Raw genomic sequence first — 21059 nt, 5'->3', positions numbered from 1 at the left:
GAGTGCAGGTTCGATGAGCAGTCCGATCAAGGTTGTCGTTCTCGGGGCGGGGATCGGAGGACTCACCACCGCGGCCGCCCTGCGGCACGCGGGTTTCGGCGTCGAACTTTACGAAGCGGGTCCCGAATTGCGGGCCCAGGGCTTCGGACTTTCCGTGCAGGCCAACGGCATGAACGCACTGCGCACCCTCGGCCTCGGCATCGATGAGCAACTGCTCGAACGCGGCGGCCGGGTCGAGACTTTCCGTTTCTGCAACCCCGACGGCAGTCCCATCCGCGTGCTTCCGGTGCACCGGCTCGACGCCCAGCTAGGCGCCCCCGCCGTGGCGCTGCACCGCACCGACCTGCACGACGTGCTGCTGCGCGCGATCGGCGACACGCCGACTTTCGTCGGCGCGCAGGCCACCGGCTTCGTCGACGACGGCGAGCACGTGCGCGTCGAGTTCGCCGACGGCCGGGTCGCCCAGGGCGATCTGCTCGTCGGCGCCGACGGTATCCACTCGGTGGTACGCGCGCAGTTGCACGGCCGCGCCGAGCCGCGCCCCGGCAATTTCGTCTGCTGGCTGGCCTGCATCCCGTTCGAGCATCCCAATGTCGCGCGCGGGCTGTCGGCGCACTTCTGGGGCACCGGAATGCGTTTCGGCATCCACGACATCGGGCACGGCCGCGTGTACTGGTGGGGCACCAAGACGCTGCCCGCCGGCGAGGCCGCGAACTGGCAGGGTGGCAAGGAAGACCTGCTGCGCCTGTACGCGGACTGGGCGCCGGAGGTGCGCGCCTGCATCGAGCAGACCGACGAGGCGGCGATCCTGGCCGTGCCCGCGCAGGACCGCCCGCCGCTGCCGCAGTGGGGCCGCGGTCGGGTGACGCTGCTCGGCGACGCGGCGCACCCGATGCTGCCCAGCCTCGGCCAGGGCGCCAACGCCGCCATCGAGGACGCGGTGGTGCTGGCGAGCGTGCTGCGCAACTCCCTGGATCCGGTGGCGGCCCTGCGCCGTTACGAGAAGCTGCGCGCCGACCGCACCGCCATGTTCGTCAACGGGTCGGCTTCGCTCGCCAAGATCGAGCAGACCACCGACCCGCGCCTGGTGCGGGTGCGCGACACCTACTTCCGGCACGTGCCTACCGAATTCTTCCTGCGCGAGCTCGGCAAACCGATGTCCTTCCCGGCGCCGGAGGGGCCGACCGCCCGGCTGCCGCGCCCGCTGTCGCCGGTCGAGCGCTGGCACTGGATCGCCGATCAGCTCGCGCCGCTGCACATCCTGTCGCGCGTGCGGATCCGTGGGCACGTCGAGACCGAGCAGATCCGCGCCGGGTTGGACGAGGTGCAGCGCCGACATCCGCTCCTGCGGGTCGCCGTCGCCGCCGAAGCCGACGGCACCGCACCGCGTTTCGTGCCGGTGGGGGCGCCGATTCCGCTGCGCGTCATCGAATCCGAGGACAGCACGAACTGGCTGACCGAGGCCGACGCGGTGGAACTGCGCGAGCCGTTCGACTGGCGCACCGGCCCGCTGGCGAGGGCCGTGCTGATCAAGGAGACCGATGGCACCAACGAGCTGATCGTCACGCTGCACTATGCCATCGCCGATGGCGAGAGCGCGCTGTCGGTAGCCAAGCAGGTGCTCCAGGTAGCCGCCGGGGACACGGGCGACTTCTCGCCCGCGCCGGTGCGGCCAGGACCGGAGGAGCTGTTCCCGGCGCGCTTCCAGGGCGCGGGCGGTGCGCTGCGCACCGCGAGTTCGTTTCTGCGCGACCAGAAGTCGCAGCTGCGCAAGCCGCGCCGACTGGAGCCCACCTCGGTGGCGCCGCCCGCGCAGCGGCGCAGCCGGGTGGTGCACCGCAGCCTCGACGCCGACCGGCTCGACGCGCTCACCGCGGGCTGCGCCCGGCACGGCGTCGGCTTGCAGTCCGTCCTCTCGGCCGCGCTGCTGATCGCGGCGGCCAGGGAAGCGGGCACCGAGAAGGCCGCCTGGTACACCGTGGGCAGCTCGGTCAACTTCCGCGAGCATCTCGACGGCGCCGCCGGCGACACCGAAGTCGGCACCTACCAAGGCATGATCGCCACCCCGGCGAAGTACGCGCCGTGGGCCTCGCTGTGGGAGATCGCCGCCGAGATCGAGCGCGAGTACGGCGCGCGGATGGACCGGCGCGATCATCTGTCCGCGTTGAACCTGCTGAAGGTGGCCGCGCCGAAGTCGGTGGCCGCCAGCGCGTCCACGGTGAAACTCATGGACACCCGCGGCCCGGGCCACCTCTGTATGACCTACCTGGGCGACTACCCCTTCCCGGACAAGATCGGCTCCTGGCAGCTGGAGGGCGCGCAGTTCGTCTCCGGCATGTCCGTCAGCGGTTTCATCATGGCCACCGCCAACGCGACGCACAACGAGCTGTCGTTCAACATCGGCTACGTCGAGCCCGCGGTATCGCGTGCGCGAGCCGATCGTCTCGCCGACGAGAGCGTGCGCGCGCTGCTGTCGGCCTGCTGACCGGCCCGCATACACGACGAAACAACAGCAGAGTCGCGGCATCGGCGAAGCCGATGCCGTGATTCGCGATATCGATAACTGGATAAGTGTGGTAGCAGCTTTGCGTTTCAGTGATCAGGGTGGGCTTGGTTAGATCCGCGCACGGCCGGTGCCGCGACTGTCGCGATAGGAGTGACTGTGACATCCGAACCGAGTGCTACTTCCCAAAGACCTCCCGAAGCCTGGCCCGTCAGCGCGTATCAGCGAGATGTGTTGTCGGTTGCCTACAGGTATGCCCCGGCGCCGGTCACCAGAAACGCCTACTGCGCGTTTCTGGACGAGCCGTTCGATATGGCCAGGTTGCGGGCTGTGGTGCGCAGGACGCTGCTCGGTGACGACGCGCTGCGCTTGCGGTTCGAGTTCTCCGAAGGCCGCTTCTGGCAGTGGGTCTGCGACGAACTACCCGAGGTGGAGCTGGTCGATCTGAGCTGGGCGTCGGATCCCGCCGCGGCCCGCAGGGACTGGGTGAACCGGGCCAACGTGACGCCGTCGCCGCCGCGGCAGCCGTTCCGGATCGCCGCGCTGGTCGACGGTCCCGACCATTTCCATCTCTACGTGGCGATGCACCACGCGATGATCGACGGCTGGGGCGTGAACGCGCTGTGGAGCGCCCTGGTGGACGACTACAGCCGCACGGATCTGCCGCTGGAACTGCTCGCCGAACCGGATCCGGTCACCGAGCAGACCGACCGCGGTGTGGCGACCTACCGGAAGATCGCCGCCGAGCACGAGGAGTATCTGTCCTCTCCGCAGTGGGTGGCCGATCGTGACGCGCTGGTCCGCCGTTTCGAGGGAGTGGTCCCCGCTCTGTTCTCCGGCCGGGCGAGTACTCCGAACGTGAACCGGGGACGGCGGCGCGTGGTGGTGGAACCGGCTTTCCTCGACCGGATTCGCGCGACCGGCTTCTCCGTCTTCGCGTTCACGGCTTCGGCGCTGGCCGCTTACCTGACCACCATCCACCGCTCCGAGGAGGTGGTGATCGGGGTCCCGATGCTCAACCGGCACAGCGCGGAGACCTTCCGCACCGCCGGGCACCGGACGAACGTGGTGCCCCTGCGCATCCGGGTGGACCCGGCGCAGCCGCTGTCGGCGGTCGCGTCCGAGGTGGCCGCGCAGATCCGGGAGCTGAAGCGCTACGAGCGTTTCCCGTACGGCGACCTGGCCCGCGCCCTCAGCAGCGATCCGACCGCGCCGCCGCTGTTCGACGTGGCGTACTCCTACATCAAGATGCCGCCGTCGGATCACCTCGACAAGATCCTCGGCTCGCTCGACATCGTCAACCCGGGCACCGTGCTCGAGGCGCTGAACATCCTCGGCGTGGAGCACGCGCGCGACGGGTCGCTCAACCTCCAGCTCTACTACGACCGGGACGTCTTCGACGAGAACTTCCCGTTCGAGTCGGTCGTGCGCGGCATCGGCGCGCTGCTGGTGGCGGCGCTGGAACAGCCCGGCGTGCCGATCTCGGCATTGCCGCTGATGCCCGCGCGCGAGCTGGCCGCGATCGCCGCGTTCGAATCCGGTCCGCGCGAACAGTTCCCGTACACCACCCTCGACCGGCTGTTCGCCGACATGGCCGCGTGCCATCCGGATCGGGTGGCGATCGAACCGGTCGTCGGCTCGGGCGAGCAACCGGTGCGCTACGCCGAACTATTCGCTCTGGCAGACGGATTCGCCGCCCGGCTGCGCACGCTGGGCGCGACCGGCAACGAATGCGTCCCGGTCGTGCTGCCCCGCTCGACGGAGATGCTCGTCGCGATCTTCGGCATACTGCGGGCCGGCTGCGCGTACGTGCCGCTGGATCCGGACTTCCCGTCCGCGCGCATCGAAGCCGTGCTCGCCGACTGCGGGGCTCGCTTCGTGGTGGCCGGGCCGCAGCATCGAGCGGTCTTCGACAAACTAGGCGTCACCAGGATCGGGGTGGCCGACACGGTTCCGGCGCGCGGTGTCGAAAATGTCTCGCACCCAGCCGACCTCAGCTATCTCATCTACACCTCGGGTTCCACGGGCGTGCCCAAGGGCGTGATGATCGAGCACCGGTCGGTGGTGAACCGACTGACCTGGATGCAGCGGCGCTACCCACTGCACGCGTCGGACGTGATCCTGCAGAAGACGCCGGTCACCTTCGACGTGTCGGTGTGGGAACTGTTCTGGTGGGCGATCACCGGCGCCCGGGTGGCGTTGCTGGAACCGGGTGGCGAGCGCGATCCGCGCCGCATCGCCGACGCGATCGCCGTGCACAGCGTGACCGTGCTGCACTTCGTGCCGTCCATGTTGACCGCGTTCGTCGCCGAGCTGACGGCCGACCCATCGACGGTCGCGCGGATCGGCAGCGTGCGGCGGGTGTTCTGCAGCGGTGAGGCGTTACCGCCGGCGCTGGTGCGCCGGTTTCACGCGGTCTTCGCCGCGGCCGGGGTCACAGCGCCGCAACTGGTCAACCTCTACGGCCCGACCGAGGCCACCGTCGACGTCTCCTACTTCGACTGCCCTCCCGACGACCCGCTCGACGTGGTGCCGATCGGCCGTCCCATCGACAACATCGACCTGCTCGTGCTCGACCACCTCGGTCGCCGAGTGCCGGTCGGCGTGCCGGGGGAGTTGAACATCGCGGGCGTGGGCGTGGCCCGCGGCTACCGCGGCAGGCCCGAGCTGACCGCGGCGGCGTTCGTCGACGATCGCGCGGTGCCCGGGCGACGCCGGTACCGCACCGGCGATCTGGCGCGCTGGCTACCGGACGGCAATCTCGAGTACCTTGGTCGCTTCGATGACCAGGTGAAGATCCGCGGCAACCGAATCACGCTCGGAGAAGTGCAGAACACCATGCTCGGCTGCTCCGGGGTGCGCGCGGCGGCGGTGGTGGACGAGGTCTCAGAGGCGCACGGCGTGCAATTGGTCGGCTATTTCGTCGGGAGTGACGTCTCCGGCGAGGAGATCGCCGAGCAGCTCGCGGCCAGGTTGCCCCGCTACATGGTGCCGTCCCGGTTGATCCGGGTGGACCGGATCCCGCTGACTCGCAACGGGAAGCTGGACCGGCGCGCACTCGCCGAGCAACTCGTTCTCGGCCACGGCGCCGGGCAGGTCATGGGCGGTGCGCCGCGTACCGAGGTGGAGGCCCGGCTCGCGCAGGTCTGGCGCACGGTGCTGGGCGTCGAGTCGATCGGCGTGCACGACAACTTCTTCACCAACGGCGGCGATTCCATCCTCGCGCTGGCCGTGCGCACCGCCGCCGAACGCGCCGGGCTCTACTTCGACGTGGACGCCTTCTACCAGGCGCCGACCATCGCCGAGCTGGCCCGTGTCGTGCGCGACGATCGGCACGCGGGCCGCGCGCGCGTCGTGGCCCCCTTGGAGACGGTGCCGCTGATCGACCGCGCGGCGCTGTACCGGGTCGAGGACGCTTTTCCGGCTACGGCCCTACAGCTGGGCATGCTGTATCACAGCATCGAGCGCGCCGACTCGGTCACCTACAAGGACGCGTTCCGCTACCGGCTCGAAATACCCTGGGACGCCGCGCAGTTCCGGGAGGCCGTGGACCGGCTGGTGCGGCGCCAACCCGCGCTGCGCTCGTCGTTCGAACTGAGCAGGTACTCGATCCCGTTGCAGGTCGTGCACCCCGCGCCGCCCTACGAGCTGGAGATCGTCGACCTCGGTGATATCGGCGAGGCGGACGGCGAAGACTTGATCGAGATATATCTCCACGAGCGCACGCACGCCCCCTACGACTTCTCGGTCGCCGCGCTGTTCGCCATCCGGGTGTTCGTCCGTCCCGGGCCACAGGAGCCGGTCGGCACGGTGGACCTGGTGCTGAGCTTCCACCACGCGATCCTGGACGGCTGGAGTGTCGCCACGTCGGTGCTGGAACTGCTGCTGGACTACCTGAACCACCTCGGCATGACCCAGACCCGGATCGAGGCAACACCGCACCCGGCCACCGTGCTCGCCGAGTACGCGCGGGCCGAGCAGGGCACGGCGCACGACACCGCGGCCCGCGAGTATTGGCGCACCGCCCTCGCCGGGGCCGAACCCACCGCGCTCACCGCGCTCGGGGTGCACCAGCCGGTCGTCGCGGGCGTGCCGCAGGCGCGTGCGCTGGTGCCGCGCAGGGTGGCCGAGCGGGTCTCGGCGTTCGCCTCGCGCCACCAGATTCCGGAGAAGTCGGTCTATCTGGCCGCGCACTGCCTGGCGTTGCGGGCGCTCACCGGGCGCACGGACATCACCACCGGCGTGGTCAGCCACGGTCGCCCGGACCGTGCGGGCGCCGAGCGGGTGGCGGGGCTGTTCCTCAACACGCTGCCGATCCGATTGGACGCCACCGCGTCCACCTGGCGCGCGGCGGTGGAGCAGATCGCGCGCCGGGAACGCGAGGCCTATCCGTTCCGCCGTTACCCGCTGCGGTCGATCCTCGCCGACGGCGGGCCGGTCTTCGAGACGGCGTTCAACTTCGTCAACTACCACGTCTTCCAGCCCATGCTCGTCCTCGACGGCGTGCGCCTGCTGGGCTTCGACGCCCGGGAGGAGACCAACTTCCAGCTGCTGGTGACCGCGGCGACCGATCCGCGCGACGGCCGGATGTGGTTGCGGGTCGACGGCGATCACACGCTGACCGCCGAGCAGTGCGAAACCGTCGCGCTCACCCAGTTGCGCATGCTGGCGGGCATCGTCGCCGACCCCGACGCGCCGATCGACCGTGGCGTCGGCCCCGCGACCGCCCGCGACGTGGGCACGCTGGTGGCCGAGGCCGCCGCGCTCGCTCCCGCCCGCGTCGCCCTGGCCGGGGACGACGAGTCGGTCACCTACGACGAGATGATCGAACGCTCCGACCGGCTGGCGCGACGCCTGCTCGGTCACGGGGTGTCGCCGGGCGACCGCGTCGGCATCCTGATGGGCCGGCGTCCCCAGCTGGTGCTGCTCGTGCTCGCACTGACCAGAATCGGCGCCGCGTGTGTTCCGCTGGACGTCAGCTACCCGCGGGCCCGGCTGAACCTGATGATCGACCGCGCCCGCCCGCACCGGGTGATCGCCGACGCCGCCTATCGCGACATCGTCGACGACGCCGCCTTGGTGCTGGACGCCGTCACGCTCTTCGACGACTCCGCACCCGAGGCGGAGGTGGAGCTGCCCGATCACATTCCGCCCGACGCGGTGGCCTACGTGCTGTTCACCTCCGGGTCGACCGGCGAACCCAAGGGCGTCGCGATGCCGCACCGCGGCTTGACCTCCCTGGTGGACTGGCAGAATCGCGCGGCCACCGGCACCGGGCTGCTCAGCACCCTGCAGTTGGCGCCGTTGAGTTTCGACGTGTCGTTCCAGGAGATCTTCACCACCCTCGCGGCGGGGTCCACCCTGCGGGTGAGTTCGGCCGACCTGCGCTCGAATGTCGAGCAACTGCTGAACACGGTGGTGGAGGAGGGCATCGAACGGCTGTTTCTGCCGTACGTGGCCCTGCAGGCGTTCGCCGAGGCCGCCGTGGGCCGGCGGATGTTCCCGACCGAGTTGAAGGTGCTGATCTCCTCCGGGGAACAACTGCGTATCACCGACGAGATCCGCGCTCTGTGCAAGGTGGTCCCCGGCCTGGTGCTGGAGAACCAGTACGGCCCCACCGAATCCCACGTCGCGACCAAATTCACGCTCGAGGGTCCCGCCGACGAGTTCCCCGCGCTGCCGCCCATCGGCCGCGCCGTCGACGGCGACACCGTGGAACTGCTCGACAGCGCGCTGCGCCCGGTGCCCGACGGCGTGATCGGCGAGATCTATCTCGGCGGCCGCACCATCGCCTGCGGCTACGAGGGCAGGCCCGCGCTCACCGCGCAGCGTTTCGTGGCCACGCACGCGGGCGGAATCCGCTACCGCACCGGCGATCTGGGTGTCCGCCTGTTCTCCGGCGATATCGTCTGCCTGGGCCGCAGCGACAGCCAGGTCAAGATCCGCGGATTCCGGGTGGAGCCGGCCGAAGTCGAGTTGTGCATCCTGAGCCTGGTCGAGAAGTTCCCCGGCATCACCGAGGCCGCCGTGGTGGCCCGAGGCTTCGGCGGCATCGATGGTTCGCTGGTCGCGTTCCTGGTCGGCGCGGCCGAGCAGACCGACCTCGCCGCGCTGCGGCACGATTTGCGTTCGGTGCTGCCCGCGCACATGGTGCCGTCGCGGTTCGTCTGGCTCGATGAACTGCCCCGCACGCCCAGCGGCAAGCGTGACGACGCGACGCTGCGCGCCTACGGGGAAGACGTCACTGATTCGGTGGTGGCGCGGCGCGAGCCTGCCGACGAATACGAGCGTTCGGCGGTCGGCCTGCTTGCCGAGTACGCGGGGTTGCGTGCGATCGGCGTGGACGACGACTTCTTCGCGTCGGGTGGCACCTCTATCGGCGCGATGCGCGTGGTGATGGCCCTGTCACGCCGGTGGGGCGTCGAGGTGCCGCTGGACGCGTTCATCGGCGCGCCCACCGCCGCCGGGCTCGCCACGCTGGTGCGGGCGGGTGCGGTCCAGCGCACGTTCGACCCGCTGGTGCCGATCAGCGTCGGCGGCGCCAAGCCGCCGCTGTTCCTGGTGCACCCGATCGGCGGAAACGTGCTGTGCTACCTGGCTCTGGCGCGGCACCTGGATCCGGACCGTCCGGTGTACGGGTTGCAGGCGGCCGGCGCGGACTCCGGTAGCGCGCCGGAGAAATCCATTCCGGCGATGACGGAGTCGTACCTGGAGGCGGTGCGGCGGGTGCATCCGGTCGGTCCCTATCACTTGGCGGGCTGGTCGTTCGGCGGCTACGTCGCCTTGGAGATGGCCCGCAGGCTCCCCGAGCACGAGGTGTCCAGCGTGACGCTGCTGGACACGATGGCGCTGCGCCCCCGCACCCGCACGCCGATCCCGGAAGAGAAACTCATCCGGTGGTTCTTCCTCGAGCTGCTGTGGTATGCGCGTGGAAGCCAGTCCGCCCTGGTCGATTTCGAACCCGACGTGCACAATTCCGAGGAGTTGTTCGCGGCGATGCTCGAGGAGTCGGTGCGGTCGGGCATCCTGCCCGCCGACAGCTCGCCGCAGGCGATCCGGCGGCTCTACGAGGTGTTCTTCGCGAATTACTCGGCGATGCTGGACTACAAGCTCGAACCGTACGAGCGCGACATCACGCTGCTGCGCGCCACCGAGGGCCTGCCGCCGGGCGTCGACCTGGCCCACCAGACCGTCGGCAGCATGTTCGACAGCGCCGACAACGGCTGGAAACAGTACGCGGCGCGCCGGTTCACGGTGATCGACGTGCCGGGCGATCACCTGAACATGATGACCGAGCCGAACATCGGCGAGGTGGGGTTGCGGCTGGACGAAATACTGTCGGCGGCCGACCCGGACCTGGACCGCGAGTGGGACGAATCCATGCTGGACGCCTGAGGCCCGCTCACGACTTCGCCGCGGCCGCCGCGCGCAGCATGGCCGCGGTGAAATCATCGAGGGGGTAGAACAATTCGATGGCCAGTTCCGACAGTGTGACGTCGGCCGGTGCGCCGAAGGTGGCCATGGTGCTGAACATGGACAGTTCACCGGCGGGTGTGCGGATCCGGATCGGCACCTCGAACGGGCTCGGCGGCGCGTCAACTTGTGCCTGCGCGGCATCCGCCTCGGGGGGATCGGGATAACCGGATACCTCCTCGTACAGCGCCGCCAGCTCCGCGTCGCCGCTCGCTGCGACCTGCCTGGCCAGCCGCTCCAGGAACAGTTCGCGCACCTGGGCGAGGTTGGCCAGCCGGGCCGAGAGCCCCTCCGGGTGCAGTACCAGCCGGTACACGTTGGGACGAGGCGCACGCAGGTGCTCGGGGACGCCGTCCATCAGCACGCTCATCGCCGCATTGCCCACCACGACGTTCCACAGCCGATCGATGACCACCGCCGGGTACGGTTCGTGCGCGCTCAGCATGGTGTCCAGCGCGGCCCGCACCGAGATGAGGTGCGCGTCGTCGAGGCTGCTCTCCCGGTAGGCGGGCGCGAAACCGGCTGCCACCAGCAGCGTGTTGCGTTCGCGCAGCGGCACCTCCAGTGTGTCGCACAGCCGCAGGACCATCGCGCGGCTGGGTGCGGCCCGGCCGGTCTCCACGCAGGACAGGTGACGTGCCGAGGTGTCCGCCGCGAGTGCCAGGTCGAGCTGGCTCAATCTGCGCCGTTGCCGCCATTCGCGCAGGAGGGCGCCCACTCTCGACGGTGTCTGAACCGATGCCACCCGTCCAGCTAAGCAGCCGTCGCGCGGTGCGGCCATGACCTGCGAGGTCATTGAGACGCCCACCTCCGGCCGCCAGGGTTGGTGCCGGGAGCCGATCGGCGCCCTCGGATCGACCGACAGGAGTACGACATGACCCCCACGACCCTGGCCGGGCCCGGCCGTAGCGCCGCGTTCCTGCGCTCCGCGCTGCGCGTGGACGGCTGGAGCACCGGGATCTTCGGTGGGGTGCTGCTCGCCGGGGCCGGATCGTTGCGCGACCCCCTCGGGTTGCCGATCGGCTGGAGCATTCCGTTCGGCGTCGTCATGCTCGGCGGCGCGCTCGCGCTGCTGTCGATCGCCCGGCGCCCGGTGATCCGCGCGCGCCACGCGCGGGCGGTGGTCACCGTGAACGCCCTGTCCGCGGTCGGGATGATCGGGCTGGCGGGCTCGGGCGTCCTCGCGCTGACCGGTCTGGGCGTCGTCTTCCTGCTCATCGGCGCGGCGACGGTCGCCACCTTCGCCGGGCTGGAATGCGCCGGCCTTCGCGAACTCGGTGAACGGCGGTGACCGTGTACGGCACCGATCCCGCCGAGCCGACGAGGCCGCCCATGGCCCGGTTGCTCGCCGCGCGAGTCGCGGCCTGGGCGCCCGGTGACGGTGCGGCCTTCGCCGCGACGTGCACGGCTGACGCCTATTTCGTCCCGGTGATCGGCGAATTCGTCCATGGGGCCGCCGAACTCGTCGAGGTGATGCGGGAGGGATTCGACGGCTTCATGAAAGGCACCCGGCTTTCCGAGCCCGAGGTCACCGCGGTCCGCTTCCCGGCGCCGAACGTGGCGGTGATGGTGATCCCGCCACGCGGCGAGTGGATCGCGCGTCCGGGCGATCTACGGGGAAATCCTTTGCGTACGGCGTCGCCTGTCGAGTAGAGAAATGCGAATGGGCCTCCCAACACCCGAGATCAGACTGCTCGTCCCGGATGACTGGGCGGTGTTCCGGCGCATCCGGCTCGAGGCGCTGGCCGACGCGCCGCAATTCTTCGGCACCACCTGGGCCGAAGCGCGGGCAAAGACCGAAAGCGACTGGCGGGGTGCGCTGTCGGATCGGGCGCAGTTCCTGGCCGAGGCGGGCGGGGCCGCGGTGGGTACCGTCGCGGGCATGCCCGACCGGGAACGCGGTGGCGTAGACTTGATCTCGATGTGGGTGACGCCCCGGGCTCGGGGCACCGGCGTGTCGGACCGGCTCGTCCGCGCGGTGCTCGACTGGGCGGTCGTGGGCGGTCATGCCGTGGTCCGTTTGGAGTTCGCCGAGCACAATGCCTATGCCGAGCGCCTGTACCTGCGCAACGGCTTCGTCCGCACCGGGGTGAGCGGACCCGTGGCTCCGGGCGATCCACGATGGGAATTCGAGATGGAATGGCGGCCGCCGAAGCCCGGTTTGCCTGCCGATCCGTAGGGTATCCGGGCCTCGACGGCAGCCGGGACGTCCGTCCCCACCGCGACGCCGAACACAGGAGACAGCGATGAACGACCGCGAACCCACGGACAAGGAGACCAGCGCTCAGCGTGCCACCGATGTCCCGGCCGGCGGGCCGGGCGGTACCGAGCAGCCGTCCAACGGTACGGCGGCCGGTGTGGGCGGCGCGGCCCGGACAAGCCGGAAGCCGCGGCAGGCCGTTCCACCGCGAGCCGCGGACACGCCCACCGAGGCGAGCGGTGACGCTGACGCTGCCGGAGGACGGAAGCTCGAGCCGGGGAGCACGGCGCAGAACGCCGCCGCGCAGGCACGGGGTACCGCTGGTGCGGCGGGGGAGACGGTCACTTCGGCGCAGGTCTCGGCGGACGCGGCCGGTGCCGCAGGAGAACCGGAGCCCGAGACCGTGACTTCGGCGCAAGACTTGGAGAACGCTGTCCTGGAGTCGGCGGGGCAGCCGGAACCGGTGACTTCGGCGCAGGGCCTGGAGGATGCCGCCGTGGAGACCCTCGGTGCCGCTGGTGCGGAAGGGGAGCCGGAGCCGGAGACAGTGACTTCGACGCCGATTTCGGCGGACGCGGCCGCGACGTCGGGCGACACCGGCGGCGCGGTAGGGACACCGGAGCCGGAATACGACACGCGGCGCTCGGCCGAGGACGGCAGCAGTCAGGCCGCGCCGATAGCGGAGTCCGTCCGCCGGGCCGCCGAGCGCGCCGAACAGATCGAGGCGGACACCGCCGCCGCGGCCGAACGCGGCGCGGCGGGAATCCCAGGACCGGTCAGCCGCCCGGGGCGCACGCTCCTGGAGACGCTTCGCGACAAGCCCATCTTGGCCGCGATACCGGCCTCCACCCTCGCCTTCATCCTCTGGCGCGCGTTCCGTGGCCGCTGACCTGCCTCAAACGCGCCGCCGGTAGACCTGCCGGGAGCCGCCCTCCGGCCCGGGAGCCGCGTCCTCCGCGGGATGGAAGCCCATGCGCGCGTAGAACGCTCGCGCACCGCTGGAGACCGCGCCGGGATGATCGGGCCCGAAAGTGACCGCTTCCAGGGTGCCCGGCGCGAGCACGTACCGGCGGATCGCGTCCGTGGTCAACGCCCGGCCGATGCCGTGCCCGCGGGCTTGTTCGGCGACCACCAGCCAGTGCACCCGGTAGACCGGCGGGTGCGATCCGAACATGAGTCCGCCGAGCACCTCCGCCCCGGCGGACCGGGCGACCAGCGCCGTGCCGCGCCGGACGTGCCGCAGCACCGTGGCACGGAACCCGGCGTCGTCGACCATCGCGCCGAACCAGTGCTCGACCTGCCCCGCCAGTTCGAGTATTGCGGCGAGGTCGTCCTCTCGCGCAAGCCTGACAATCATCCGGGCCATCGTGACAGCATCGGCCGACTCCGTCGACTCGAGCCGCTTCACCTGCCCGGCACACCAGTACGTTCTCGAATTCGCGGCCCGGCTGTCGCACGGGCCGCGAACGCCTCATGGCCGCAGCACCGACACCAAGAACTCGGTTTGGTCGTACACGGTCTTCTCGAAGACCTCATCGAAGTAGATATCGAAATGGCCGGCGGGATAACGCTTGACCACGGCGTGCTTGGTGCGTTCGGCGGCGCGCAGCGCCGATTTCACCGGAGCCACGGAATCGTTGTCGCACAGTGCGTACAGCACCGGCATCTTGAGCGCCTTCGCGCGTCGCCCAGGCGCGTCGAACAATGCGGAGAATGCCACACGTGCCGCCACTTTGGGCTCGTAGGTCTCGCTCTCGTCGGTCAGCCTACGGAAGCCGTCCGGCACGTCCGGCGCGCTCATCAGCGCCGCGGCACGCTTGCGTCCGGCGAGCCGGATGCGGACCGGCCTGCGCAGGATCGGGCTGAGCAGCAGGTCGGCGGCCGCGATGGTGGCCACCTTGATCAGGCTGATCGGTCCCTTGGCCAACGCCGAGGACAGGCCGCTGGTGAACGGGACCTGCGCGACCACGGCCGCGAGGTAGGCATCGTCCGGCGCGACCGACAGCACGTGCCCGCCGCCGAACGAGGTGCCCCACAACGCGATCCGGGTCGCGTCGATGCCACGCAGTGTGCGCGCGTACGCGATGGCGGCATGCCAGTCGGCGCGCTGGCGCGCGATGCTCAGCAATTGGCGGGGCGTGCCCTGGCTGGCGCCGAAATGCCGATAGTCGAATACCAGGACCGCCATTCCCGCGGCCGCGAAACGCCGCGCGTAGCGATCCAGTCCCATTTCCCGATTGGCCCCCAGGCCGTGTCCCATCACCACTAGCGGGCGGGGCTTGGGTGCGCCGTCCGGGCGATAGAGCCACGCCGCGCACTGCTCGCTTCCGGATGGGAAGCCGACCTCGACACGTTCCATGGCCACCAACCGTACCCAGTATCCTGTTCTCGCGGACGAGTTGGTCGGGCGGCCGCGGCGCTGGGAACGGGCACGGTTGTGCCGCCGCCCGGCGCCGAGGAAAGTCCGGACTCCACAGAGCAGGGCGGTTGCTAACGGCAACCCGGGGTGACCCGCGGGAAAGTGCCACAGAAAACAGACCGCCCACGGCCTCGCGGCCGTGCGGTGAGGGTGAAACGGTGCGGTAAGAGCGCACCAGCGCCCCGGGTGACCGGGGCGGCTAGGTAAACCCCGCCCGGAGCAAGGTCGAAGGTCGCACCGCTCGCGGTGCGGCTGCGCAGGTGTTCGAGGGCTGCTCGCCCGAGCCTGCGGGTGGACCGCTCGAGGCACCCGGCGACGGAGTGCCCAGATGGATGGCCGCCCCCCGGCCACACGGCCGGGGACAGGATCCGGCTTACAGACCAACTCGTCCGCCCGCCCGGCCTGCTTCGCACACCGGCCCGATCCCTGGCGAGGAATCGAGCGGGTGTGCGAAGCACGCCCTCTTCAGGAGCGGGTCAGCACATGAGTTTGGCCATTTGGTAAATAGCCTTCGCCTCCTCGGAGCTGGGCTGGGTGGCGCCGCCCGCCCGCTTGGTGATGTTGCCGACGACGTCGTCCTCGGATTTGCCTGCCCCGAGGTCCGAGCACGTCTCGGACAGGATCGTCGCGATCTTCGCGTCGTCCTTGCCGTCGGCCAGCTTCGGGAACGCGCCGCGGAAGCTGACGACGAAAGCGCCCGCCTTCACGTTGTCGACCTGGGTCGCGGCCTGCGCCGCCGTCGTGGTGGTGGAGGTGGCACTGCTGGTCTTGTCGTCGCCGCAACCGGTGAGGAGCAGGGCGAGGAGGGTGGCGCTGGCCGCGATCGCGGCGGTAGTTCTGGTCACGCAGCGGGATGCTAGCGGCCGACAACCACCGCCGCCTCCCGTCAGGTGAACGGGAGGCGACGAGTAGTGAAGAAAGAATCGCGCGGTCAGACCGGGTTGATGACGAAAACCTGAGCCCAGTACGCGGCCTGCTCGGGGCCGAGCAGAGGCAACAGGTAGTCGAACAAAATCGATGACATAGGTAGGGGGCTCCCAATTGTCGACGTGCGGGACATTTCCGAATGCGCGGGCGAACGCGACGCCCGTCACGGCGGGCCACGTTAGCAGCGCGGGCGTGCTCGTGCCGTCGGGCGAGAATTCCGTGTGCCCGATTCGTACGGAACTGGCCCTGATCGTGATCGACGTCATAAAGTAGTCGCCGTTGGTAAAGCCCGGTGCGGGGCAGCATCGGGCGATTCATACTTCGATCGCGGGAAAGCAGGTCTCGAGACATATGCGAGTAGTTCGCTCCATGGTCGCCGGCGCATTGGTCGCAGGCGCCGCTTCGGTTTTCGCGGTGCTGGGTGCGGGTTCCGCCGGCGCTGTCGCGGTGACTCCGCTGCAGGGCGGGGTCCAGGTCGACCTCAGTCCCGCCGACACGGTATTCGTGCACCAGAACAATGTGGGCCTGGCCATCGCCGGGCTGCCCCATCCGTCCGCCGCCTCGTTCGGTCAGGCGCTGGACGCCGCGGCCGAGGTGTCGTCCTCGGTGCCGGGTGGCCGGGTCACCTTCACCGTCTACGGTCCGTTCGACCAGTTGAACGGCACCATGCTGGCGCTCCAGTAGTACCGGCGCCTCAGCGTGGAACTCCACCAGCGGATCGTCTCGGCGCCCGTCGATTTCGGTGCCATACGGTCGGAGTTCGGTCTGGCCTCGGCGTATCCCGCCGAGGCCAGTGCGGAGGCCCGCGACGCGGTGGACGCGTTCGCGGGCGACCGCGTCGATCGCACGGACATCCCGTTCGTGACGATCGACCCGCCCGGGGCCATGGACCTGGATCAAGCCCTGCATATCGAACGCACCCCCGGCGGCTTCGCCGTGCACTACGCGATCGCCGACGTGGGCGCCGTGATCGCCCCCGGCGGCGCGCTGGCCGAAGAGTCCGGCGCCAGGGGCCAGACCTTCTATCTTCCCGACGGCACCGTGCCGCTGCACCCGCCCGCCCTGTCGGAGGGGTCGGCGAGCCTGCTTCCCGAGCGGACGCGTCCGGCCGCGCTGTGGACCATCGAACTCGACGAGCAAGCCGAACCGGTGCACTACTCGGTGATCCGTGCTCTGGTGCGCTCGCGGGCCCGGCTCGACTACGTCCAGGTGCAGGCCGACGCGGAGGCCGGTCGGCTGCATCCCTCGATCGCGGCCCTGCCGGAATTCGGCGCGCGGCGCATCCAGGCGGGGGTGGCGCGCGGCGCGATCGGGTTGCGGTTGCCCGCGCAGACCGTCGTCAAGGACGAGCGCGCCGACGGGCACTGGCGGCTGGTGGTGGAACCGCGTACCGCCGCCGACGACTGGAACGAGCAGGTCTCGCTGCTGACCGGCATGTGCGCGGCGCGGATCATGCTGGACTCGGACGCGCCCGCCCAGGAGCGGGTCGCGTTGCTGCGCACCATGCCGCCCCCATCCGGATCCGCGATCGATTCGATGCGCCGGACCGCGCAGGCGCTGGGCGTGGCCTGGCCCGCGGGCGAAGCGGTCGGGCGGATGCTGGCCCGGCTGGACACCCGCACACCAGCGGCGCTGGTGCTGATGTCCGAGGCGACAACCCTGCTGCGCGGCGCCTCCTACACCATCGTCGACGGCGTCGCGGCAGAGCCGCCCGCGCCGCCCGCGCTGCGGCACAGTGCGATCGGCGCTCCGTACGCGCACGTCACCGCACCGCTGCGGCGGCTGTCGGACCGGTTCGCGACCGAGATCTGCCTGGCTCGATGCGCGGGCGCCGAGGTGCCGCGCTGGGTGCGGGAAGGGCTGGCGAGCGCGGCCGACGCCATGCGGCGCAGCGACGGCGTCGCGAGCAAGATCGAGCGCGCCTGCATCGACCTGACCGAGTCGACCCTGCTGGCGCGGCGCATCGGCGCGCAGTTCGACGCCGTGGTGCTGCGCGAGGCCAACGGCAACCGGCCTGCCGTGGTCTTCATCGCCAACCCGCCGGTGCTCGGGCCGTGCGTGGGCGAACCACCGGAAGGGGAGACGGTGCGGGTGCGGTTGGTGTCGGCAGACCCCAGGGAGCGGAAAGTAGCCTTCGCATACCCCGCCTGAACGGCAGCGGGACCTATCCGAACAGCGCCGCCGCCGTGGCCGGATAGCGGCTCAACTCACGACCGGCCGCCACGTCCTCCGCGGCCGCGAGAATCTCGTAGAGCCCGGCGTCCTCACCCGACGCGGCGGCCTCGGCTGCCCGGTGGAGGATCGCCTCGTGCGACTCCACCGCGTCCCGGTGATCGCCGAGCACGGTCTGAAGCTTCTTCGCGTGGCGGCCGCGCTCGGCGGCATCGTCGCCGAGCACCTGTTCCGCGGCCTCGCACGAATACCGTAAACGCTTGGCACTCTTGCGGATCTCGTGCAGCACCTCGACCCGTTCGTGCGGGTCGACGGTAGGCTCGGCGCGGACGAGGGACTGCAGCCGGTCGAGATCGCGCCGCAGCACTTCCTCGAAGACTTCCGTGGCGGATGTCTCGGCGCGGGAGTGACGCAGCGGCGGATCGGTGCGCCACCCGGACAGCTCTTCGCGCAACTCGCGGTAGCGCGCGCCGTCCAGAGCGGCCAAGACCTCGTCGTGCGCCGCGCGGTAGCGTTCCCGCTCGGCGTCCACCAAGCGCGCGGTGACGGCGTCGATGTCGGCTCGGCGGGCCCGCTCGGCGTGCTCGGCCAGCAGTGCGGCGAATCGATCGGCGCGCACCTCGGCGTCCCGCGCCTCGCCGAGCAATCCGGCCAGCCACTTCAGTTCCGCTCCCATCGTGGTGGCCGGTTTCTTGACGAGCAACTTGCCGTAGGACCGCAGCACGCTGCGCAGCCGCCGGGTGGCCACCCGCATCTGATGGACCGAATCCGGTGCGTCCGCGCGGACTTCCGGCTCGGCGGCCAGCAGGCGGTCGACGTCGTCGCGCAAAGCGCCGATGAGTGCTTCCCCAGCCATGGTCACCATGCTCACCGCGCTTTCGCGAATCGGTCGGTCGCTTCCACCAAGTGATGGGTGATGCCGGGCTCGCTCGCCGCGTGGCCCGCGTCGTCGACGATGTGCAGAACCGAACCGGGCCAGGCGCGATGCAATTCCCATGCGCTGACCGCCGGGCAGACGATGTCGTGGCGGCCCTGCACGATCACGGCGGGGATGTGCGCGATGGTCCCGACGTCGCGCAGCAGCTGTCCCTCGTCGAGGAATCCCGCGTGGCGGAAGTAATGGTTCTCTATTCTGGCGAAGGCCAGCGCGAAGCGGGGCTCGGCCGCTTCGGCCACCCGATCCGATCGCGGCAGCAGCGAACTCGTCGCGCTCTCCCACGTGGACCAGGCGATCGCGGCCGTGCGGGCGAGGTGTTCGTCGGGCGAATGCAGCAGGCGGTGATAGACCTCGACCAGATCCTGGTCGCGTTCGTCCTCGGGCACCGGTGCGAGGAACTTTTCCCACTCGTCCGGATAGACGTAACCTGCGGCGCCGTTGTAATACCAGTCGATTTCCCTGCGGCGCAACAGGAAGATGCCACGCAGCACCAATTCGGTCACCCGTTCGGGGTGGCGCTGCGCGTAGGCCAGCGCGAGCGTGGAACCCCAGGAGCCGCCGAACACCTGCCAGCGTTCGATACCCAGGTGCTCGCGCAACGTCTCGATGTCGGAGATCAGGCGCCAGGTGGTGTTGTGCTCCAGACTCGCCCCGTCGGCCAGGTGCGGGGTGGAGCGGCCGCAACCACGCTGGTCCAACAGCACGATCCGGTAGGCGGCCGGATCGAAGAACTCCCGATGGAACGGCGCGGTGGCGCCGCCGGGTCCGCCGTGCAGGAACACCACCGGCTTGCCGTCCGGATTCCCGCTGACTTCCCAATACACCGACTGGCCGTCGCCGACCGCCAGCATGCCGGAGACATAAGGCTCGATCGCGGGGTAACGGGTGCGCATAGGGCGGCCCGGCTCAGAAAGCCAGACCGGAGGCCAGATCCGGGATGCCGAGCGCCTCCACGGCCTGCTGGCGCACGTCCGGGCAGCTCTTGGTGGTGGCGCGGTCGACGATCGGCTTGTCCGACAGCACCGCGGCGTTGATGCCGCCGTTGCGCAGCGCCCACTCGTGCACCAGCGCGTTCAGCCCGATCTTGCCCAGGGTGCCGCCCTGGATACGCCAGTTGGTCAGTTCCGGCCGCATCATGTCGCACAGCTGGGCCGCGGCCGCGTCGGAGATCTCCGGGCTCGCCGGCGTGCCGCTGCCGGAGGTCGTGCCCGGCGCGGCGGTGGCCGAGGCCGTGGTCGAACTCGAGCTGCCGGTGGGGGCCGGGCTCGACTCGCTGCCGCAAGCGGTCAACGCCGCGGCGGCGAGAACGCCTGCCACCAGCAGGGTGCTGCGTGAAATCCAACGGCTGTACGGCATCGGTACCTCTGGTCGTGTCGGCATTGTCGGCATCGAGTCTGCCATTGATTTCGCCGACCGGCCCGAACCGGCCGTTTCCGCTGGGAAGAGCCGCTGAGATACCGAGCGGCGCGACCAGCGCGCGCCGCCCAGCCGGTCGTCTTCCTGGAACTGGGGTCAGAAGCTGTGTTCCGGGCCCGGGAAGGTGCCCCGGCGCACTTCGTCGGCATAAGCCGCGGCGGCGGCGCGCAATTCGTCACCGACGTTGCCGAAGCGCTTGACGAACTTCGCGGTCTTGCCGCTGGTGTAGCCCGCCATGTCCTGCCAGACCAGCACCTGCGCGTCGGTGTCCGCGCCTGCGCCGATGCCGACGGTCGGAATGGTCAGCTTGCGGGTGACCTGCGCGGCCAGCTCGGCGGGCACCATCTCCATGACCACGGCGAACGCGCCCGCCTCCTGAACCGCGATGGCGTCGGCGATCAGCTGCTCGGCGCCGTCGCCGCGACCTTGCACCCGGAATCCGCCGAGGGTGTTCACGCTCTGCGGAGTGAAGCCGATGTGCGCCATGACCGGGATGCCCGCCGCGGTGATCACCGCGATCTGCTCGGCGACCCGCTCGCCGCCCTCCAGCTTGACCGCGTGCGCACCGCCCTCCTTCATGAACCGGGTGGCGGTGGCCAGCGCCTGCTGCGGGGAGGACTCGTAGGTGCCGAATGGCAGGTCGGCAACGACCAGCGCGTGCGGCGCGCCGCGCACCACGCCGCGCACCAGCGGGATGAGCTCGTCCACCGTGATGGGCACGGTGGTGTCGTAGCCGTACACCACGTTGGCCGCGGAGTCGCCGACCAGCAGCACGGGAATGCCTGCCTGTTCGAACAGCCGCGCCGAGGAGTAGTCGTAGGCGGTCAGCATCGCCCAGCGCTCGCCGTCGGCCTTCATCTGCCGCAGGTGGTGCACCCGGGTCTTGCGGACGACCTTCTCGGGCTCGGCGGGCGCCGCACCGTAGGCAGGGGTTTCCGAATCGGATACGGACATCATCGTCCCTTTCGTCTGTGTCGCCTCAGGGCCCGTCCGGGTCCCCGGGATTGTCTGA

General features: G+C 70.2%; 16 protein-coding genes and 1 other RNA gene. 9 read left to right on the top strand and 8 right to left on the bottom strand.

Annotated features, from left to right (window positions below; translation table 11 throughout):
- The first annotated feature begins 13 nt into the window (after positions 1–13).
- Both K8O92_32870 and K8O92_32865 read left to right on the top strand, forming a co-directional pair.
- Complete coding sequence (locus tag K8O92_32870) at positions 14–2485, top strand: FAD-dependent monooxygenase (protein UAK32417.1); 2472 nt, start codon at positions 14–16, stop codon at positions 2483–2485.
- 171 nt (positions 2486–2656) lie between these two features.
- Positions 2657–9898, top strand: coding sequence for an amino acid adenylation domain-containing protein (locus K8O92_32865; GenBank protein ID UAK32416.1), 7242 nt, complete (start codon positions 2657–2659; stop codon positions 9896–9898).
- A 7-nt stretch (positions 9899–9905) separates the two neighbouring features.
- On the opposite strand, the gene K8O92_32860 is transcribed toward K8O92_32865, so the two are convergent.
- Positions 9906–10757 carry a helix-turn-helix transcriptional regulator gene (locus K8O92_32860; protein UAK36089.1) on the bottom strand — a complete coding sequence of 284 codons (852 nt, stop codon included), beginning with the start codon at positions 10755–10757 and terminating at the stop codon, positions 9906–9908.
- Positions 10758–10850: 93 nt separating this feature from the next.
- Here K8O92_32860 and K8O92_32855 point away from each other — a divergent pair, with 93 nt between their 5' ends.
- The 4 genes from K8O92_32855 (at position 10851) to K8O92_32840 (ending at position 13065) form a co-directional block, all read left to right on the top strand.
- On the top strand, positions 10851–11267 hold the full coding sequence (locus K8O92_32855) for a hypothetical protein (protein UAK32415.1): 417 nt from the start codon (positions 10851–10853) through the stop codon (positions 11265–11267).
- Positions 11268–11308: 41 nt separating this feature from the next.
- Positions 11309–11629 carry an SgcJ/EcaC family oxidoreductase gene (locus K8O92_32850; protein UAK36088.1) on the top strand — a complete coding sequence of 107 codons (321 nt, stop codon included), beginning with the start codon at positions 11309–11311 and terminating at the stop codon, positions 11627–11629.
- Positions 11630–11639: 10 nt separating this feature from the next.
- Complete coding sequence (locus K8O92_32845) at positions 11640–12155, top strand: GNAT family N-acetyltransferase (GenBank protein ID UAK32414.1); 516 nt, start codon at positions 11640–11642, stop codon at positions 12153–12155.
- Between the two features lie 67 nt (positions 12156–12222).
- Positions 12223–13065 carry a hypothetical protein gene (locus K8O92_32840; protein ID UAK32413.1) on the top strand — a complete coding sequence of 281 codons (843 nt, stop codon included), beginning with the start codon at positions 12223–12225 and terminating at the stop codon, positions 13063–13065.
- A 6-nt stretch (positions 13066–13071) separates the two neighbouring features.
- On the opposite strand, the gene K8O92_32835 is transcribed toward K8O92_32840, so the two are convergent.
- Positions 13072–13542, bottom strand: a complete 471-nt coding sequence (locus K8O92_32835) for a GNAT family N-acetyltransferase (protein UAK32412.1) — start codon at positions 13540–13542, stop codon at positions 13072–13074.
- A 105-nt stretch (positions 13543–13647) separates the two neighbouring features.
- Entirely contained in the window at positions 13648–14535 is an 888-nt protein-coding gene (locus K8O92_32830) for an alpha/beta fold hydrolase (protein ID UAK32411.1), read from the bottom strand.
- A 36-nt stretch (positions 14536–14571) separates the two neighbouring features.
- Between K8O92_32830 and rnpB the strand changes: the two genes are divergently transcribed.
- Positions 14572–14987, top strand: an RNA gene (rnpB, locus tag K8O92_32825) — RNase P RNA component class A.
- 84 nt (positions 14988–15071) lie between these two features.
- On the opposite strand, the gene K8O92_32820 is transcribed toward rnpB, so the two are convergent.
- Positions 15072–15440 (bottom strand): hypothetical protein, encoded by a 369-nt coding sequence (locus tag K8O92_32820; GenBank protein UAK32410.1) that lies wholly within the window; start codon positions 15438–15440, stop codon positions 15072–15074.
- Between the two features lie 433 nt (positions 15441–15873).
- Here K8O92_32820 and K8O92_32815 point away from each other — a divergent pair, with 433 nt between their 5' ends.
- Positions 15874–16206, top strand: a complete 333-nt coding sequence (locus K8O92_32815; GenBank protein ID UAK32409.1) for a hypothetical protein — start codon at positions 15874–15876, stop codon at positions 16204–16206.
- A gap of 15 nt (positions 16207–16221) precedes the next feature.
- Positions 16222–17673, top strand: a complete 1452-nt coding sequence (locus K8O92_32810; protein UAK32408.1) for an RNB domain-containing ribonuclease — start codon at positions 16222–16224, stop codon at positions 17671–17673.
- 13 nt (positions 17674–17686) lie between these two features.
- Here the strand turns inward: K8O92_32810 and K8O92_32805 are convergent, their stop codons facing one another.
- The 4 genes from K8O92_32805 to panB form a co-directional block, all read right to left on the bottom strand.
- Entirely contained in the window at positions 17687–18559 is an 873-nt protein-coding gene (locus K8O92_32805) for a CHAD domain-containing protein (protein ID UAK32407.1), read from the bottom strand.
- A 2-nt stretch (positions 18560–18561) separates the two neighbouring features.
- Positions 18562–19524: a prolyl aminopeptidase gene (pip, locus tag K8O92_32800; GenBank protein ID UAK32406.1), complete on the bottom strand. Its 963-nt coding sequence runs from the start codon at positions 19522–19524 to the stop codon at positions 18562–18564.
- A 13-nt stretch (positions 19525–19537) separates the two neighbouring features.
- A complete protein-coding gene (locus K8O92_32795; GenBank protein ID UAK32405.1) occupies positions 19538–19987 on the bottom strand; it encodes a hypothetical protein in 450 nt (149 codons plus the stop codon).
- A 156-nt stretch (positions 19988–20143) separates the two neighbouring features.
- Positions 20144–21001: a 3-methyl-2-oxobutanoate hydroxymethyltransferase gene (gene panB / locus K8O92_32790; protein UAK36087.1), complete on the bottom strand. Its 858-nt coding sequence runs from the start codon at positions 20999–21001 to the stop codon at positions 20144–20146.
- Positions 21002–21059: the final 58 nt, after the last annotated feature.

Source organism: Nocardia asteroides (genome assembly GCA_019930625.1).
Taxonomy (GTDB): domain Bacteria; phylum Actinomycetota; class Actinomycetes; order Mycobacteriales; family Mycobacteriaceae; genus Nocardia; species Nocardia sputi.
This window is presented reverse-complemented; position numbering and strand designations above follow the sequence as displayed.